Origin of the sequence: Acinetobacter sp. YH16031, from assembly GCF_013417335.1 — a bacterium.
Lineage (GTDB): Bacteria > Pseudomonadota > Gammaproteobacteria > Pseudomonadales > Moraxellaceae > Acinetobacter.
Map to the genome: position 1 here is coordinate 1 of NZ_VPED01000038.1, position 18787 is coordinate 18787.

Sequence of the window (18787 nt, forward strand, 5' to 3'; positions counted from 1 at the left end):
AACCTTCAAAATCCTTGCTGAGCGTTATCGAAATAGAGGTAAAAGGCTTGGTTTGAGATTCAATTTAATCGCTGGAATCTACAACTTGGAACTGAGCAAAAAATGATTTATGAAAGAGGTCTAATATAGCGTTTAATTATGTTAATTCGACATAACTTAATGTTTATTTTACATTTTATATACTTACGATAGTGCTAGGATTAAAATCATATAATCTTAATCATTAAAAATGAAAAATCTTCAAATAGTTATAGCACCAGCTCTACATTCCTATGAACTGGAACATATTGAGCAATCAATAAGTCATGAGATCAATAACACTATATTGGAGATAGTGGTTAATGATGAATCTTTTGAAAAAATTGATTGTTACTTGTATTCAAAGAAAGATCCGAAAAAAATTCTTAAAAGCTCTATACATTATGTAATAGCACTCTTAGAAAGAGCAAAGTATAGGGTAGAAAAAGCTCAGCAAAATAACGTGAGTCCTTTGCATATCTGCTTATACGTGATTAAGAAAATTGAGGGATTTATTGCATATTTACAGACTAAATTTTAGTTATTAGCGCTTTCATTTAAGGCTCGTTATATGAAATCTGAAGTTTCCAAATAAGATTTAAATTGAGTGAAATTTGCTATCTATTAAAACAAGAATATGCAAAAGGCAAGCTGACATAGACTTAATGAAACAGATTAAAAAAAACGGCAAATATGCCGGTTTTTTATTTATGCTTTCCTTTTAAGGAAAATGTGCTTACCACATTAAATCATCAGGAATCACATAAGCTGCATATGGATCTTCTTCATCAGTAGTTTCTTCATTTTTCTCTGAATTATTCACGATGATAAAGCCTTCCATTTTTGAATTGATACGATCTGCCAGAGCTTTAGGCAGGAAGGCATAACTCTCATTTTCACGTGCAATCACCAGACTGCCAGCGACCAGTGCATTATAAATCTGCTGGTTGATATAAACTTTCTTGATCTTGCTGTCATCAATAAACTGATAACTAATTTCGCCATCCGTATCGCGGATTTTATGCTGATTAATCATCTGCATGATGGCCGCTTTGAGTTCTTTTTCCTGCAACTGGGCTTTTTTCGCCTGTTCAATGGCTTGGTCTTTAGCCAGCTTTTCCTGTTTGTCCTGCTCAATCTTGGCCTTGATTTCGGCTTCTTTACTGTCACCTGTGCGTTTTTCATGTACAGCCTGTTTAGACAGTTTTTTGGCTTTTTTATTATCGACCAAGCCTGCCTTTAACAATTGTGCCTGTAATGCATTTTTAACCATGAGAATTTCCAGAAATTAGTCGTGTTGATGTCGATAACGTAAATAGATCACCCAATAGGTCAGGCTAAGCAGCAGGCTTAACACTGTAGGGACCAGGAATGCATTTAATTTTAAATAAGGATAAATCCAGCTGGCAAGTATGCCACCCACCAAAAAGCCGACCAGAATCAGCATATGCAAGATCACTTTACGGGATTCTACTACCAGACCACGCAGGCGATAGCCCATAGCCAGACCTAAATCGGTCAGTACACCAGACAGATGTGTGGTCCGGATAATGGCACCTTTATAGTGGCTGACCATGGCATTTTGTACGCCCATCGCGACACAGGCCCATAACAAGGCATAACGCGGGAAATAGGGCAATAACAGCCAGCAAATGAATATAAAAAAAGCCACTAGGCTTAAAGGATAACCATACAGGCGTCCCAAGCGAAAGTGACTATTTCCTAAAATCAGCCCGCTATACATCGAGCCAATCACATAACAGAGCGTAACCAGAATCAGATACAAAATCTGGCGTGGTTGCCAGTCCAGCAGCGCCATCGCCAGCATACTGACGTTACCGGTCATATGTGAAACGGACTGATGCAACACGGTCACCAGTCCTAATACATTAATCATTCCGGCATTTACCGCAAGGAAGAATGCACCCAATTGAACCCACGATGGTAAACGCTGTAATGGCATGGCAATATCATTAGCAAAACATCTTGATTCTTCAATATAAAATCAATCTGTAGCGCGGTCTACTGCTGTAGTAAATAAAACATCGGTAGATGAGTTGAGTGCAGTCTCGGTAGAGTCCTGCAATACACTGATCACCATACCAATCGCCACCACTTGCATCGCGATATCTGAAGAAATCCCGAACAGGCCACAAGCCACGGGAATCAGCAATAGTGAACCACCCGCCACACCTGAAGCACCACACGCAGACACAGTTGCTACGATAGAAAGAATTAGCATAGTGGTGAAGTCAACATTAACACCTAAAGTATTTACTGCAGCTAAAGACAACACGGTAATCGTCACTGATGCACCAGCCATGTTAATTGCTGCACCTAAAGGAATTGCTACGCTTGAAGTAGTCTCTTTCACACCTAAGCGTTTTGCCAAGTCCAGGTTTACCGGAATATTGGCAGCAGAACTGCGGGTAAAGAATGCGGTAATACCACTTTCACGTAAGCAGGTAAACACCAGTGGATACGGATTGCGACGGGTAATGAAACCCACCATTAACGGGTTAATCACCAAGGCTACAAATACCATGGTACCCAGCAGAACAGCTAATAAATGCGCATAGCTGGTCAAGGTATCTAGGCCCGCTTCAGCAAAAGTCACGGCAACCAGACCAAAAATACCCACTGGCGCAAAGCTGATCACCAGACGAATTACATAATTGATTGCATTGGCAGCGTCATTCAGACAGGTTTTAGTTGTGTGTGATGCATGACGGAAGGCAATTCCTAACGCAATTGACCATGCCAGAATTCCAATAAAATTCGCTTCAGCAATGGCAACCACCGGGTTCGCTACAAAGCTCAGCACCAGATTTTTGAGAATTTCACCTAGGCTGCCTGGCGGCTGTAAATCACCTTGCGCTGCAATATCCAGGAACAATGTGCTTGGAAATAAAATACTGGCGATCACAGCGCTTAATGCTGCCAGGAACATGCCGACAGCATACATCAGCATAATAGGTCTTATCGTTGAATTGGTCTGGCCAACCTGGAAATTTGCAATTGATGCAAGAACCAGAATGAAAACCAGAACTGGCGCGACGGATTTTAGTGCCTTAATAAACAGATCACCCAACAGGCTTAAGGAAGGTGCAGCTTCAGGAAATAACAGAGCCACACCAACGCCTAGAATAATGGCGATGATGATTCGGGAGACTAAACTCAGACGCGATAGGGCAGAAAACATAAGGTTGCCTTGTGAAAATTACGAGGGCTAAATGCGAAAAAAATTTGCGTTATTTTATACTTAAATTAAGGATCGCTTAAAATATATTTTTAGATAATATTTAAGTGACTGAAAATTAATAAATAATTAAGATGGTTTTTTATCTTGATCGTATTATTTCCATACAAAATTCTTAGAAACAGCCAGATTCAATGATCGGTTTTTAATCTTTATTTTTTAAATGAATATAGACTTTAAATCAATCATTTCCAGTTATGTTTCAGTTCAATTCTTTGCATGACAGCATGTCTATCATGCAAGGAATTAAAAAATCTTAAATCATATAATGCTGAGGCTTCTCGAAGATTTCCGGAGCCAGATCCTGAATTGCCTGAAAATGGGTTAGATAAATCCGTCCACTCAAATGTGTCATGAGTTTGGAGGCCTGCAAACGATCGAATACCGGGCCTTTCACTTCTGCAAAATGCAGACGAATATCCAGTTTGGACAATTCAGCATTGAGCTCTTCCAGCGTTTCCAAGGCACTCAAGTCAATCGCACTAATACTAGAGCAGTTCAAAATCACATGCTCTAACTTGTCATTTAAACTTAACTGATTAATCAGATAACCTTTTAAGGTATGCGCATTTAAAAAACTTAGGTTTTCATCAATACGCAGTGACAGAACCCGATCAGAGGTCATCACCTGATGGCGCTGGATATTCCGGAAATGCTGGGTGCCTTCCACCAAGCCAACAACAGCTATATGAGGGCGGCTGATGCGCCATAGCATCAGAATAAAGGTCGAAATAATCCCGACGATCAGGCCAGTGGTGATATCCAGTAATACTACACCAAAAAAAGTAATCCACATGGCAATGCCGTCAGCTTTGGAATAACGCCAGGCATCGACGAAAGGCTGGAAATTGACCAGTTTCCAGATAGACACAATAATGGTTGCAGCCAGAATGGTCAGCGGCAGATCCTCAAAGAAGCTGGTAAAGAACAGACTAACCACGACAATCAATAAAGAAGACAATACGCCAGCCAAAGGTGTTTTGGCGCCAGCGTCAGCATTAACCACCGTACGTGACAGGCTGCCGGTTACAGGAAAGGCGGAGCTGATTCCGGCACTGATATTGGCTACACCGAGCGCAATTAATTCCTGGTTACTGTTTAAATTGCTACGCTGCTGTAGCGCCGTTGCCTGAGCAATAGAGAGAGATTCTACAAAACTGATCATGGCAATCATGCTGGCACCCGGTAATAAGGTCATCACCAACTCCCAGTTCCAGTGTGGGAAAGACAAAGGCGGAAAGCCTGAAGGAATTTCACCGACCGTTTTAATGCCTTGAACTTTTAAGTCTAAAAACAGAACGGCTGCAATACCGAGAAAGACCAGAATCAGTGGAACTGCTCGAACCAGAAAATCAGTCGAACCGATCCGGCTTTGTATGGCTTGAGATTTTAATAGTTTCGGCAGATAAACCAGTAAACCGATAGAAAGCAGGCCAAAGATCAGACTCGGGAGATGCAAAAGTGGTAAATATTCAATCAGGCTTTTCACCAGCTCGGGAATATTATTGGCTTTTAAAGGTAAATCCACCAGAAACTTGAACTGACCAAAAGCAATCAATAGAGCCGAAGCAATAATAAAACTCTGAATGACCGGATGGCTGATCAGCTGAATTAAAAAGCCGAAACGGAATACACCTAAAAGCAGGGAAATAATGCCGACCATCAATGCCAATAAAGTTGCCGCTTCAATATAGACCGGAGAACCCACTTCAAATAATGGATTCAGTGTGGCAAATGTCATCATGGAAATGATGGCTACCGGCCCAATCGATAAAGTCGTACTGCCGCCTAATAAGGCATAAATGATCATTGGCAGAATACTGGCATAGAGTCCCATAATCGGTGGCAAACCTGCCAGCATGGCGTAGGCCATCCCTTGGGGTACCAGCATCGCGACAACAATCAGGGCAGCCAGTACATCCGATTTCAATTTCACTGGACTGTACTGACTTAACCATGACCAGGCAGGGAGTCTATTGAGCAGTCTAGACTTAAAATTTGGCATATACAGGTCTAAATCACAAATATAGATATATTATGCACAAATTATGCTAAGAAGTCTTAGGATATAAATAGGTGATCATTCACATTTTAAAAAATGAATGAGGGGACAAAGGATCAAGGCAAAAGACTTAAAACTCTCAGTAGAGAAAATTTAAATCAGGCAGATCGCTTTAAAATAAAACAGGACGAATGAGGTAAATTGCAGCTTTAAGCGACTGCTTGATTTACACAGTAAATTTGATAAAGCTTGTTTAACATTTCTACCAGGTTCTGGTCTTTGATCGAATAATAGATCTGTTTGCCGTCTCGACGGGTATTTACCGCATCGCTTTTACGCAAAATCATGAGCTGCTGAGACAGAGTTGGCTGTCTGATCTCGGTAATCTCTTCAATTTGAGAGACATTCAGTTCATTTTGGGAGAGATGACATAAAATGAGCAGTCGGTCCGTATTGGCCATTAACTTTAAAATACCGACAACCTGTTGAGCTGAATCCCGCATCGCGGCAATTTCAAGATCGGTTTTCATTTACTATGTCCATTTATACAATTACAGCCCGCGAATTATACGACTCGAATAGCGTGAATTGATGGATAGAAAGCGTGAATTACTATGGTTTTTAATGAATTGTGTTATCAAGAATAGTTATAATTTACTAATTAAAATATAAGATAATTTTATCGTGTTCCGGTTTTTTGTGAAGAAGATGTTTCATTTCAAACTGCTATCGTGATCCCATCTTGTTTCAGGCATCTACAAAGCCGGAAAATGCTTGTATCATGTAAATACATCTTGGCGAATAACATCAAGGATATTCTAATGACTACAGATTCAGCTTTTCCAATACCTGCCAATTTAGGTATCGCGGTTTATAGCAATAATGCAGAGGCAATTGGTAATACCCCTCTAGTTCGTATCAATCGTGCCATTTCTGGCGGAGCGACTGTACTTGCGAAAATTGAAAGCCGTAACCCGGCATTTTCGGTAAAATGCCGTATTGGCGCAGCCTTGATTGCTGATGCAGAAAAGTCAGGTAAATTGAAGCCGGGCATGCACATTGTTGAGCCAACCAGTGGTAATACCGGTATTGCGCTGGCATTTGTAGCAGCGGCTAAAGGCTATGACATTACCTTAACCATGCCATCAAGCATGAGTATTGAACGCCGTAAAGTGGTGAAAGCACTAGGTGCCAATCTGGTACTGACAGATCCAGCCAAAGGCATGAAAGGCGCGGTGGAAGAAGCACAACGTCTGGTGAATGAAAATCCTGAACTGTATTACCTGCCACAACAGTTTGAAAATCCAGCTAACCCAAAAATCCATGAAGAGACGACCGGTCCTGAAATCTGGGAAGCGACTGCAAGTAATGTCGATATTCTGGTAGCGGGTGTAGGGACAGGCGGCACGATTACCGGTATTTCACGCTTTTTTGAAAAAGTGAAAAACAAGCCGATTTATTCAGTTGCTGTAGAGCCGGCTGAATCTGCCATTATTGGTCAGGCAAAACGTGGTGAGACACTCACTCCAGGACCACATAAAATTCAGGGTATTGGCGCGAACTTTATTCCAAAGAACCTAGATCTGGATCTGGTCGATGAAGTGATTGCCATTACTAGTAGCGATGCAGTGGAATGGGCACGTAAAACTGCGACTCAAGAAGGTATCTTGGTGGGTATTTCAAGTGGTGCTGCAATGGCTGCAGCTGCGCAACTGGCTGCACGTCCTGAAAATGCAGGAAAAAATATTGTAGTAATTCTGCCAGATGGGGGTGAGCGCTATTTATCTTCAATTCTTTTTGAAGATATTTCTGCTGAGTAAATATTTAACAAATTAGTTTCACTAAATCTCGAAAAAGCCTGAAGTCATCTTTGGGCTTTTTTATTAGGCGTTATGCCTTCATATAATGAAAGATCAAGAATTTAAACCAGAAGCTTGACCTTCCCATTATGGTAATGTTTAAGCTATAGCATAGGCAGTGAATGGGTGAATGGAGAGCGCAGAATGAATACACCAGCAACCACACAGTTGTACGAACAGCAGGTACAGATTTCAGGAATGACCTGTGCCTCTTGTGTTGCACGTATGGAAAAAGCCTTAAAGAAAATTGAAGGTGTGGTGGAAGCGAACGTCAATCTCTCCACTGAACAGGCTTTTTTAAAAAGTGAACAACCCATTCCTGCAACGCAACTCGTTAATGCTATCAATAAAACCGGTTTTGAAGCCGTGATCCAGCAGTTTGATTTAAATATTGAAGGCATGACCTGTGCGTCTTGTGTAGCTCGTGTTGAAAAAGCCTTGAAAAAAGTCGATCAGGTACTGGATGCGCAGGTTAATCTGGCAACCGAAAAAGCTCATGTCACTGCAATTCGTCCTCTCGCTGTTTCCCAACTGGTTAAGGCGGTACAAAAAGCTGGCTTTGATATTCAAAGCGACCGAATTGAACTGGCTATTGAAGGAATGACCTGTGCCTCCTGCGTAGCACGTGTAGAAAAGGCCTTGAAAAAAGTCGATCAGGTAAATGAAGCACAAGTCAATCTCGCCACTGAAACAGCTTGGGTCAAGGCGCCGCGTAGTCAGCTTCCAGCTTTAATTGCTGCTGTCAAAAAAGCTGGATATAACGCCCATGAAAAATTAGATACACAGGCTACCGATGCTCAAACGATTTTTCAGGAAAAGAAAACCGCTGAAACTGAACAGCTAAAACGTGACTTATGGTTGGCGCTAATTTTAGCTGTTCCGGTGTTTATTCTGGAAATGGGTTCACACCTGATTCCGGCTTTTCATCACTGGATTGCACATACGCTAGGTACCCAAAACAGCTGGTATATCCAGTTTGTACTGACGACTCTGGTTTTGCTGATTCCAGGACGGCGGTTTTATCAGCATGGGATTCCGGCATTGTTGCGACTGGCACCCGATATGAATTCTCTGGTTGCCGTGGGAACAATAGCCGCTTATGGATTTTCCTGTATTTCCACTTTCTTTCCGCAATTATTGCCGCAAAGCACTGTACATGTGTATTTCGAAGCGGCGGCTGTGATTGTTGCCTTGATCTTACTGGGACGTTATCTGGAAGCTCGAGCCAAAGGTAAAACCTCTGAAGCGATTCAATATCTGGTTGGCTTGCAGCCAAAAACTGCTCGAGTACAGCAAAATGGAACCTGGGTTGATCTGAAAATTGCTGATGTACAGCAGGGCATGCTGATCGAGATTCGTCCGGGTGAGAAAGTCGCAGTTGATGGTGAAGTCGTTTCTGGTCAAAGTTATATCGATGAAGCCATGATCAGCGGTGAGCCTTTAGCGGTGGCTAAACAGGCTGGAGATCGGGTGATTGGCGGAACGGTAAATCAGAATGGCACCTTGCAGATCAAGGCGACAGCAGTCGGACAAGATTCAGTTCTAGCTCAGATTATTCATATGGTGGAACAGGCACAAGGCGCAAAGCTTCCCATTCAGGCGGCAGTCGATAAAGTGACCTTATGGTTTGTACCGGCTGTGATGCTGCTCGCGACTTTGACTTTTATTGTCTGGTTCCTGTTGGGTCCTGAACCGAATCTGACTTATGCACTGGTCAATGCTGTTGCAGTACTGATTATTGCCTGTCCTTGTGCAATGGGCCTGGCTACGCCAACATCTATTATGGTCGGCACCGGCCGGGCAGCAGAGCTGGGTGTCTTGTTCCGTAAAGGCGAAGCATTGCAACTCTTGCAGCAAACCAGAGTTGTGGCGGTGGATAAAACCGGAACCTTAACTGAAGGGAAACCAGCCCTAACCGATTTTGCAGTGACATCTGGTTTTGAGCAGCAAATAGTATTGCAAATGGTCGCAGCAGTGGAAGCCAAATCTGAACATCCCATTGCTCATGCGATTGTGGAAGCTGCGAAAGCACAACAGTTGCAACTACCTGAAGTCAGTAATTTTGATTCAATCACCGGTGCAGGCGTGAAAGCTCAAGTTTCAGGTCAGCAAATTCATATTGGCGCAGAACGCCTGATGCAGCAATTGGGTTTAAGTGTCGATATTTTTAAAGAGAAGGCACAACAGTTGGGCGAACAGGGACGCACGCCTTTATATGTCGCTATAGATCAGCAGTTGGCTGCCATTATTGCTGTGGCTGATCCGATTAAAGTCACAACATATAGTGCGATTCAGGCCTTACATGATCAAGGCTTAAAGATCGCCATGATTACCGGTGATAACCAGCATACTGCACAGGCCATTGCTAGACAGCTGAAGATTGACCATGTCATTGCTGAAGTTCTGCCAAATGAAAAAGTCGATGCGGTACGCCAACTCCAACAGCAACATGGCATCGTCACTTTTGTCGGTGACGGTATTAATGATGCACCTGCCTTGGCTCAGGCCGATGTCGGGATGGCAATAGGAACTGGTACGGATGTGGCGATTGAAGCAGCAGACGTGGTGCTGATGTCTGGAAATTTACAGCATGTGGCAACCGGTATTGGCCTGAGTCAGGCGACCATGCGTAATATCAAACAGAACCTGTTCTGGGCCTTTGTTTATAATATTGCCTTAATTCCGATTGCTGCAGGTCTACTATATCCATTCTTCGGTATTTTGTTATCACCGATGTTTGCAGCAGGTGCAATGGCCTTATCCTCAGTTTTTGTGGTCAGCAATGCGCTTCGTTTAAAGACTTATCAGCCGATCCAGTTGAAGGAGGCAGTGTAATGAATATTGGACAGGCCGCGAAATGCTCCGGGATCTCGGCCAAAATGATCCGTTATTATGAAGATATCGGTTTATTACCCAATCCTAAACGTAGCGACTCGGGTTATCGTGTTTATAGTGACGTTGACATCAAGACTTTAAGTTTTATTCAGCATGCGCGTGAACTGGGTTTTTCTTCTGAACAGATGAAAGAATTGCTCGGCCTGTGGCAGAACGATGCCAGACACAGCAGTGATGTCAAACAGTTGGCGCAAAAGCATATCGAGCTACTGCAACAGAAAATTTCGGACATGCAAAACATGATGAAAATTTTGCAGCAATCGGTTGCGCAGTGTGCTGGAGATGAGCAATCTGACTGTCAGATTCTGAAACAGATTGAGCAGGGTGTGTCACATGGGAAAACTGCACATACGGCTATCAAAGCAGATCAATAGCCTTGAATTAAAATTCGCTTAACCCAAATTTAAACTGATCAAAGGGAGATCAAGATGAAATTCCGTATTGAAAATATGACTTGTGGTGGTTGTGCACGTAGTGTGACTGCAACCATTCAGGAGCTGGATGAAAATGCTAAAGTCAATGTTGATGTAGTCAGCAAAATGGTGGAAGTTGAATCGAGTGCAAGCGAATCTGAGATTATCGCGGCATTAACTGAAGATGGCTTTCCGCCTGAAACTATGGCTTGATATTTGCCATTTAAAAAATAATTTTAAAATGCCTAATCATGATTAGGCATTTTTTATGAAACTGCCGATATTTTATCTGGCGTCATTAATGCCTGATTAATATACAGTTTAATCAGGCGTTCACGCGAACCAATCGCTTTTTGATAACTGGTCGAATTTAATAATAGTGAAGCACCATAGGTCACGGTCCAGATATAAGATAAATAATCCCGGATCGACATGGCACTGTCTAAAGATACCAGATAATCATGGGTCATATCTTTAATGCGGATAATCCGTTCTTCACGAATACGATAGAGTTCCTGAAATAACTCTTTCAGGTTTTTTTCATTATTGGTTAAACGCTCTTCAATAACATGCAGCAAAATAGTCCGGTTTGAATTGAGCATGTGATAAAGCATATATTGCGAAACATAATTTTTAATATCGTTATTATATTTATCGGAAATTGCCAGAATTCTTTTTTCATTCAGAATGATGAGTTCTAAATATAACTGGTTCTTGCTTTTAAAATGCTTGTAGATGGTTCCTTTGGCGATGTCCAGTTCTTCAGCAAGTTCACTCAAGGTGATGTCCTGATTATTATCAAGCAGTAGACTTTCTGCCATGCTCAGGATCTTCTCTTTACGAAGAAGGAAGTTCTGCTGTCTTACAGTCGTCATCTTCTTGACTCATCATTTTAGAAAAGGAACCTACTAAGAATATGCTATTTTCACAGGTATAGCTATAAAACTAAGGTCGTGATATTTATCTAAATTTGTATATTTATTCAACACTTCTTGTAGAAAAAAGTCATATACAGCTGCGCTAAAAATATTGTCAAGAAAATTGAACCCTTGAGATCAACTTTGCTAAATAAAATTCCATTTTCAATACATTTGATTTATGGTTTTAGGGCATAAAGCTGAATCATATTTTCGTTTTAAACCCAGACCAGACAAGGTTTAGCGAAGTGAAGCCAGAGTCATTTTAACAGCTTAAATTTTTCATTCATCAATGGATTTAAGTTTTAATGATTCAGTAAATACCAGAGGTATAAAGTTTTTGATTTTAAATTTTATATCGCTAATTTATGTCAATGAATTCATCGCCAGATTAATTCGATATGATGATTTTTGAATGACATGCATGGATTCGAGCAAAAAGCCTCAAAATATTTTCTCGAATCCATAATGAAAAAATACTCAGTAACAGGATTGAGTATCACCATTTTAGGAAGTTGAAAATGCCGATTTATAATGCGCCGCTGAAAGACATGGAATTTATTTTAAATGATGTATTTCATGCTGAACAATTTTGGCAAGGTAACGAAAATCTTGCACATCTCGATATGGCGACTGCAAATGCGGTTCTGGAAGAAATGGCAAAATTTTCAAAAAATGTCATTCTTGATCTGAATCGTCCTGCAGATGAAGAGGGCGGTGCTCAGTTTAACAATGGTGTGGTGACGACACCCAAAGGTTTTAAAGAAGCGTTCAGACAGTTTGCCGAAGGTGGCTGGGTAGGCTTGGGTGCTCCTGAAGAATGGGGCGGACAAAACATGCCGAAGATGCTCACGGTTCTAGCGGATGAAATGATCTGGAGCACCAATCCATCTTTTATGCTTTATCCGCTATTAACGGTGGGTGCAGGTATGGCCATCAATGACCGCGCCTCACAGGAACAAAAAGAAACTTATTTACCAAAATTCTATACGGGTGAATGGTCGGGCACCATGTGCCTGACTGAACCACATTCCGGCACAGATCTTGGCATTATCAAGACTAAAGCTGAACCGAATGAAGATGGTTCATACAATATTACCGGCACCAAAATTTTTATTACCAGCGGCGAGCATGATCTGAGTGAAAATATCATTCATCTGGTGCTGGCCAAAACCCCAAACGCGCCAGCAGGTTCACGCGGTATTTCTCTGTTTATTGTCCCTAAATTCCTGGTCAATGCAGACGGTTCCCTGGGTGAGCGCAATGCAGTGGCTGCCGGTTCGATCGAACATAAGATGGGCATCAAAGGCTCAGCAACCTGCGTCATGAACTTTGATGGTGCTAAAGGCTATATGGTGGGCAATGAAAATGAAGGTCTGGCGGGCATGTTCGTGATGATGAACTACGAACGTTTGTCGATGGGGATTCAAGGCATTGGCGCGGCAGAATTTGCTTATCAGAATGCCGCACAATATGCGACCGACCGTTTACAGGGCCGTGCATCAACCGGTGCTAAATCACCAGAAAAACCAGCCGATTCAATTCTGGTCCATGGCGATGTACGCCGTATGTTGCTGAATGTACGTGCCAATAATGAAGCTTCACGTGCTTTCGCGGTGTATGTAGGTCAACAGCTGGATATCACCAAATACTCAACCGATCCTGAAGCGGTGCGTAAAGCGACTGACCGTGTGGCGCTGTTAACGCCAATCGCCAAAGCTTATTTGACCGACAAGGCCTTGGATTCTGCACTGGAAGCACAAATGTGCTTTGGTGGTCATGGCTATATCCGTGAATGGGGCATGGAACAGTGTATTCGTGACCTGCGCATTTCACAGATTTATGAAGGCACCAATGGCGTGCAGGCGATTGACCTGATTGGGCGTAAAACCACCAAATGTAATGGGGCTTATATCGCGGAATATATCGCAGAGATCCGTGAATTTGCCCAAAGTTTAGATGATTCATTGACGATTAAAACGGCGACATTAGAAACCTGCCAGCAACTTGAAGACATCACCAGATTCATCGTTGAACAGTCTAAGCTGAACCCTGATTTTGCCAACTCGATTGCTGTCGATTATTTACATGCGGTTGGGCTGCTCAGCTTTGTCTATATGTATGCGCGGATTAGCAAAGCCGCTGCAGCCAAAGACGATAGTTACTTCCAGAACAAACTGGTACTGGCCAACTACTATGTTGCCAAAGTCCTTCCGGATTTAAGTGCAAGAATTCAGCGTATTCAGGCGGGTGCGGAGCTGGTGATGCAATTGCCAGAAGAATATTTCACTGCACAGGCCTAAACCCGCAAATATTGCGAAGGACGAACACTGTAGAGCTATTACTTTGCAGTGTTGATAACAATGATGTTAAAGGATGAGATTAGAATGATTGTAATTGTAGAAGCTGTACGTACCGCAATGGGCGGTTTTCAAGGCTCACTTTCAAGCTGTACCGCACCAGATTTGGGTGCTGTAGCGATCAAGGAAGCGGTAGCGCGTGCAGGTCTGGCAGCCAATGATATTGATGAAGTGATTATGGGCTGCGTTCTTCCTGCCGGTTTAAAACAGGGTCCGGCACGTCAGGCTATGCGTCAGGCAGGCCTGCCAGATTCAACCGGCGCCACCACGATCAATAAAATTTGTGGTTCAGGTATGAAAGCGGTGATGCAGGCTGCGGATGCGATCAAGGCAGGTTCGGCAGAAATCGTAGTGGCAGGTGGTATGGAGTCCATGTCGAATGCACCGTACTTAATGGACAAGGCTCGTGCCGGTTTCCGTATGGGGCATGGCAAAGTGACTGATCACATGTTCCAGGAAGGCTTGGAAGATGCTGAAACTGGTCTGTCGATGGGAATCCTGGCGCAGGAAATGGCGGACAAGAAAGGCTATACCCGTGAGCAGCAGGATGACTATGCAATTGGTTCCTTAAATAAAGCCGTGACCGCCGTGCAGCAAGGTTTCTTTAAAGATGAAATCGTACCGGTCACTGTGAGTAGCCGTAAAGGCGATGTCGTGGTAGAACAGGATGAACAGCCACTGAATGCCAAAGCAGACAAAATTCCATCTTTACGTCCGGCATTTAAAAAAGACGGTACGATTACTGCGGCAAATGCCAGTTCAATTTCCGATGGTGCTTCAGCACTGGTCGTAACATCGAGCGAGATTGCAGCACAGCGTAACCTGAAACCTCTAGCGAATATTCTGGCTTATGCCAGCCATTCACAACATCCATCAGAATTCACGATTGCACCGGTGGGCGCAATTGACAAGGTACTGAAGAAAACTGGCTGGAATGCAGCTGATGTGGATCTATGGGAAATTAATGAAGCTTTCGCGATGGTAACCATGGCTGCGATTGATGCCTTTGAACTGGATCCTGCCAAAGTGAATATTAATGGTGGTGCCTGTGCTTTAGGTCATCCACTGGGCTCTTCAGGTTCCCGTATCATTGTGACCCTGATTCATGCCTTAAAGCGTACTGGTGGCAAGAAAGGCATTGCAGCACTATGTATTGGCGGTGGGGAAGCAACAGCGATTGCAGTAGAACTAATTTAAGTCTTTTCATAATTGCATGATCATATGCTCAAAGTAGCAAACTTAAATATTTTTTGAATTAGACCACAATGCTTCTGGTACGCCAGGAGCAGGTGTCTCTTTATTTTTAATTTTTGAGAATTTTTATGAACGGTTTAGAGCGTATTCGTTTGCTCGCATTACAAGATAAAGTAGTTCCTGTAGAAAAAGCACTACAATTGATTCAAGATGGTGATGTAATTGGTTTGAGCGGTTTTGGCGGCGCCGGTGAAGCGAAAACTGTGCCTTTGGCATTGGCTGAATATGCCCGGCAGCATCCGATCCATATTACCTTGGCGACAGGTGCAAGTCTGGGGAACCGGATTGATGGGAAACTGAATGAAGCTAACGTTATAACCCGCCGTTATCCTTATCAGGCTGATCCTTCTTTACGTCAGGCCATCAATAATGGTGAAGTGATGTATATCGATCAGCATCTTTCTGAACTGGCAGACAATATCCGTCATAAAAACCTGCCGGCGATTAATGTCGCGATTATTGCTGCCACTGCCATTACTGAAGATGGTCAGATTATTCCCACAGGTTCTTGTGGAAACTCGGCGAATTTCATCGAAATGGCAGATCGGGTCATTGTTGAAATTGATACCACCATTAGTCCGGTTCTGGAAGGCGTGCACGATATCTATTTGCCTAAAGCCCGTCCAAACCGTGGTCCGATTCCTTTGACGCAAGCCAGTGACAAGATAGGTACAATCGGAATCCATGTTGCACCTGAAAAAATTGCTGCGATTGTCATTAATGAGATTCCGGATACTTCTTTCGCAATGGATGAGCCGGATGAAGAAACACTGGCGATTGCCAGCCACTTAATTCAATTCTTTGAAAATGAAGTCGCCGCAGGACGATTACCTGAAAATCTGGGGCCGCTGCAGTCCGGAGTAGGTTCCGTGGCAAATGCCGTATTTGCAGGTTTTGAACATTCTAATTTCAATAATCTTGAAATGTATTCTGAAGTCCTGCAAGACTGTACTTTCCAGCTTATCGATTCAGGAAAAATGACCTTTGCTTCTGGTTGTTCCATGACCCTGAGCGATGAATGTGCGGCACGGGTGATGAAGAATTTTGATCAGTACAAAGATAAAATTGTCTTACGCCCGCAAGAACTTTCCAACAACCCTGAGCTGATTCGCCGTCTGGGTATAATTGCAATCAATACCGCACTGGAGTTTGATATTTACGGGAATGTGAATTCAACCCATGTCGCTGGCACCAAGATGATGAATGGTATTGGCGGCTCAGGTGATTTTACCCGTCATGCACATATTGCGATTTTTGTGACTAAATCCTATGCCAAAGGTGGTGCGATTTCGTCTGTGGTTCCACTGGTGAGCCATACAGATCATACTGACCATGACGTGGATATTCTGGTAACAGAGCAAGGTTTGGCCGATCTGCGCGGATTGGCACCACGTGAACGTGCCCGCAAGATTATCGATATTTGTGCTCATCCCGATTATCGTAAAAGTCTGAATGATTACTTTGAGCGCGCCTGTGCGCATGGTGGGCAAACACCGCATTTGTTAAATGAAGCTTTGTCCTGGCATGCCCAGTTTGAAGAAACCGGTTCAATGAAAATTGCTTAGTTCTCTTTCTTAAAATAAGCCCAAAATAAAGCCTGTGAATCACGGGCTTTATTTATTGTACTAGATAAATATTTTAGTTCTGAATCAGACGTGGGTTATTAAAGACTTTATCCAAGATATGCCGATGAATGAAACGCAGTTTATCTTTCACAGCTTCAGTCAGCTTAAAGGGGTAAGCATCTTCCAGACCCATACTGCGGTTTAAGGCATTCAAATTAAAAGTCAGGGTGACCCAGTTTTCCAGGATATGTTCAAAATCCTGTCCACCAATCGGGCATTCTTTAAAGTCCATACTGGCTAGATTTCGGCCATTACCTTCCACGCGTAGACCGGCATAAAATGCAGTTTCCAGTGTTTCCATGATATGCAGATAATGTGACCAGGTTTCAGCCCAATCTTCCCACGGGTGTGCAGTGGCATAGGGACTAATATATTTTTCATGCCAGTTGATAGGCGCACCTTGATTATAGTGCCTCTCTAGTGCTTCACTATAATTTTGCCGCTCATCTCCAAAATAATGGCGAAGTTCATCGAGTAATTCCGGATGTAGATGCTGGATGACATTAAAATAAAAATGCCCACTTTCATGACGAAAATGCCCTAATAATGTCCTGTAATTTTCACCCATATTGACCCGGGTTGTTTCCCGATAAACCACATCGGCCTCGAAGGCATTTAAGGTAATCACCCCATTGGCATGGCCGGTAAGTACTGGCTTGTCTTTTTCAGGAAGAAGAAAATCAAAACGCAAACCTAATGGATCATCATCCGAATGTTTTGGACGAGGCATAATGTTCATACGTTGGGTCAGATATAGAAACCGGCGTTTGGCTTCCTCAAGCCGATACCAGTAAATCATGTTTTCGGCATTTTCCAGATTTGGAATTACATGAGTCAGCTGGCAGGATTCACAAAAATCTTCCTCGTCATCTACGGGGATCATCCAGTTACATACCTGATGATGGGTATAGTTATAACAAGGTTTATAACGGGAATATTGATACTTCTCGGCAACGGGAACCCACTCCTGAGCATTCAGCTTTTTAAATGTCGTCATTTCTTTTTCGGATGCGATATAGCCGATAGGAGAAAGGCAGTGATCACATACGAATTTGGCGAAAAAGATCTGCTGTTCGCAAACTGGACATTCAAAATACTTCATCGATACTCCCTGCAAAATGAATGAATTACAATGGATTGCTGAAACTCTGTAATTTATATTCAGATTGCATTGCGGAATTTTATCCTGTTTAAAAATTCATCATAAAAATTTCTTAAAAAACACTATGTTGATTAATTGTAAAATGCGTGTGATCGATTATTCATTAAATTATGGTTTAGTGACTGTTTATAGACGAAAAGCTGACAGAAATAAAAAAACCGATGAACTGACTTATGTATTTTTTTCTTAAATAAAAACGAGAGTATCAATTTAAAAAAACTGAATAATGCAAACTATAAAAAATTAGAGATCAAAAATTATTGAAAAAAATTGATTGAATAGCGTTTTTCATAAGACCTAATTGGTATATATTTTACTCAATGTTAAAACATGCATCATGCTGAAAAATAAATTATTTTTCATTTTATAGTTCTGCTTTTGGGGTATTAAGATATGATGAAGATAAGAAAAGTCACTGTTCAGGATACACTTGCAATTGCGAACGTCATTGCCCCATTTGTTGATGTCTTGATTTCTAGTGAAGAGGGGCGCAAGCGTTTTCAACCTGAAATTCTTCAGACCATTTTTGACCGAGCTGATATTCATTATTTTATTGGAGAAATTAATCAAAAAATTGTGGGCGTGGTGGCCTATATGGAACCTGCACACTTCATGCACTTTTTTCTGGATCCAGCGTATCAGGGGGCAGAGGTATGGACGACAAATGTGGAATTTTTTAGAAGAACAAATCTGTAATCAAGGGCATCAAAGGATCACAGTCAAATCCAGTTTATATGGCTTCAATATTTATAAAAAATTTGGTTTTGTAGACACAGGTGAACTTACTCACAAACATGGCATTCGCTTTATTCCAATGGAAAAAGTTTATCCTGTTGAATCAAATATAGCTCCCTTAGAATAGGAAAGTCTTTTATTATAATTTAATTAAGAATCTGGAGCTATTTTCTTATTTTTTCAGCATAGTTCAAATCTAAGAAATCAATTTTATCCCTATCAGACTGATAAATTTTAATTATTTCTAAATTAGAAAATTAAACTTTTAGCTATTAGCCATTATCTCTT

Annotated in this window: 15 protein-coding genes and 2 pseudogenes; 10 read left to right on the forward strand and 7 right to left on the reverse strand. The window is 42.1% G+C overall.

The features are described from left to right. Both FTV31_RS13815 and FTV31_RS17355 read left to right on the forward strand, forming a co-directional pair. Window positions 1-106 (forward strand): annotated as a pseudogene (locus FTV31_RS13815) (IS5/IS1182 family transposase); the annotation flags it as partial. Between the two features lie 123 nt (window positions 107-229). Next, window positions 230-559, forward strand: coding sequence for a hypothetical protein (locus FTV31_RS17355; protein WP_257227194.1), 330 nt, complete (start codon window positions 230-232; stop codon window positions 557-559). 195 nt (window positions 560-754) lie between these two features. Here the strand turns inward: FTV31_RS17355 and FTV31_RS13820 are convergent, their stop codons facing one another. The 5 genes from FTV31_RS13820 to FTV31_RS13840 form a co-directional block, all read right to left on the reverse strand. Continuing rightward, window positions 755-1291 (reverse strand): DUF2058 domain-containing protein, encoded by a 537-nt coding sequence (locus FTV31_RS13820; RefSeq protein ID WP_104426088.1) that lies wholly within the window; start codon window positions 1289-1291, stop codon window positions 755-757. A gap of 15 nt (window positions 1292-1306) precedes the next feature. After that, window positions 1307-1981 (reverse strand): YoaK family protein, encoded by a 675-nt coding sequence (locus FTV31_RS13825; protein ID WP_180002046.1) that lies wholly within the window; start codon window positions 1979-1981, stop codon window positions 1307-1309. Window positions 1982-2023: 42 nt separating this feature from the next. Continuing rightward, window positions 2024-3220, reverse strand: coding sequence for a serine/threonine transporter SstT (gene sstT, locus FTV31_RS13830; protein ID WP_004785593.1), 1197 nt, complete (start codon window positions 3218-3220; stop codon window positions 2024-2026). A gap of 313 nt (window positions 3221-3533) precedes the next feature. Further along, window positions 3534-5282, reverse strand: coding sequence for a SulP family inorganic anion transporter (locus FTV31_RS13835; RefSeq protein ID WP_180015391.1), 1749 nt, complete (start codon window positions 5280-5282; stop codon window positions 3534-3536). A 206-nt stretch (window positions 5283-5488) separates the two neighbouring features. Continuing rightward, the gene (locus tag FTV31_RS13840) at window positions 5489-5809 is read right to left on the reverse strand and encodes a metalloregulator ArsR/SmtB family transcription factor (protein WP_004785598.1); all 321 of its coding nucleotides are present in this window, start codon (window positions 5807-5809) and stop codon (window positions 5489-5491) included. Between the two features lie 291 nt (window positions 5810-6100). Between FTV31_RS13840 and cysK the strand changes: the two genes are divergently transcribed. The 4 genes from cysK (at window position 6101) to FTV31_RS13860 (ending at window position 10659) form a co-directional block, all read left to right on the forward strand. Continuing rightward, on the forward strand, window positions 6101-7099 hold the full coding sequence (cysK, locus tag FTV31_RS13845) for a cysteine synthase A (RefSeq protein ID WP_180015393.1): 999 nt from the start codon (window positions 6101-6103) through the stop codon (window positions 7097-7099). A gap of 183 nt (window positions 7100-7282) precedes the next feature. Further along, on the forward strand, window positions 7283-9973 hold the full coding sequence (locus FTV31_RS13850; RefSeq protein WP_180015395.1) for a heavy metal translocating P-type ATPase: 2691 nt from the start codon (window positions 7283-7285) through the stop codon (window positions 9971-9973). Beyond that, entirely contained in the window at window positions 9973-10407 is a 435-nt protein-coding gene (gene cueR / locus FTV31_RS13855; protein ID WP_180015398.1) for a Cu(I)-responsive transcriptional regulator, read from the forward strand. Before FTV31_RS13850 ends, cueR begins: the two co-directional genes overlap by 1 nt. Window positions 10408-10461: 54 nt before the next feature. Then, a complete protein-coding gene (locus FTV31_RS13860) occupies window positions 10462-10659 on the forward strand; it encodes a heavy-metal-associated domain-containing protein (protein WP_125278609.1) in 198 nt (65 codons plus the stop codon). Between the two features lie 53 nt (window positions 10660-10712). Here the strand turns inward: FTV31_RS13860 and FTV31_RS13865 are convergent, their stop codons facing one another. Further along, a complete protein-coding gene (locus FTV31_RS13865; protein WP_005235816.1) occupies window positions 10713-11321 on the reverse strand; it encodes a TetR/AcrR family transcriptional regulator in 609 nt (202 codons plus the stop codon). Between the two features lie 563 nt (window positions 11322-11884). On the opposite strand from FTV31_RS13865, the gene FTV31_RS13870 reads away from it, so the two are divergent. The 3 genes from FTV31_RS13870 to FTV31_RS13880 all read left to right on the forward strand — a co-directional run bounded on the left by FTV31_RS13870 (window position 11885) and on the right by FTV31_RS13880 (window position 16542). After that, window positions 11885-13666, forward strand: coding sequence for an acyl-CoA dehydrogenase C-terminal domain-containing protein (locus tag FTV31_RS13870; RefSeq protein ID WP_180015400.1), 1782 nt, complete (start codon window positions 11885-11887; stop codon window positions 13664-13666). 78 nt (window positions 13667-13744) lie between these two features. Next, the gene (locus FTV31_RS13875) at window positions 13745-14920 is read left to right on the forward strand and encodes a thiolase family protein (protein WP_180015427.1); all 1176 of its coding nucleotides are present in this window, start codon (window positions 13745-13747) and stop codon (window positions 14918-14920) included. Between the two features lie 125 nt (window positions 14921-15045). Continuing rightward, a complete protein-coding gene (locus FTV31_RS13880; protein WP_180015402.1) occupies window positions 15046-16542 on the forward strand; it encodes a succinate CoA transferase in 1497 nt (498 codons plus the stop codon). 73 nt (window positions 16543-16615) lie between these two features. Here the strand turns inward: FTV31_RS13880 and FTV31_RS13885 are convergent, their stop codons facing one another. Then, a complete protein-coding gene (locus FTV31_RS13885) occupies window positions 16616-17704 on the reverse strand; it encodes a putative zinc-binding metallopeptidase (protein WP_159122920.1) in 1089 nt (362 codons plus the stop codon). Window positions 17705-18160: 456 nt separating this feature from the next. Between FTV31_RS13885 and FTV31_RS13890 the strand changes: the two are divergent. Beyond that, window positions 18161-18626 (forward strand): annotated as a pseudogene (locus tag FTV31_RS13890) (GNAT family N-acetyltransferase). Window positions 18627-18787: the final 161 nt, after the last annotated feature.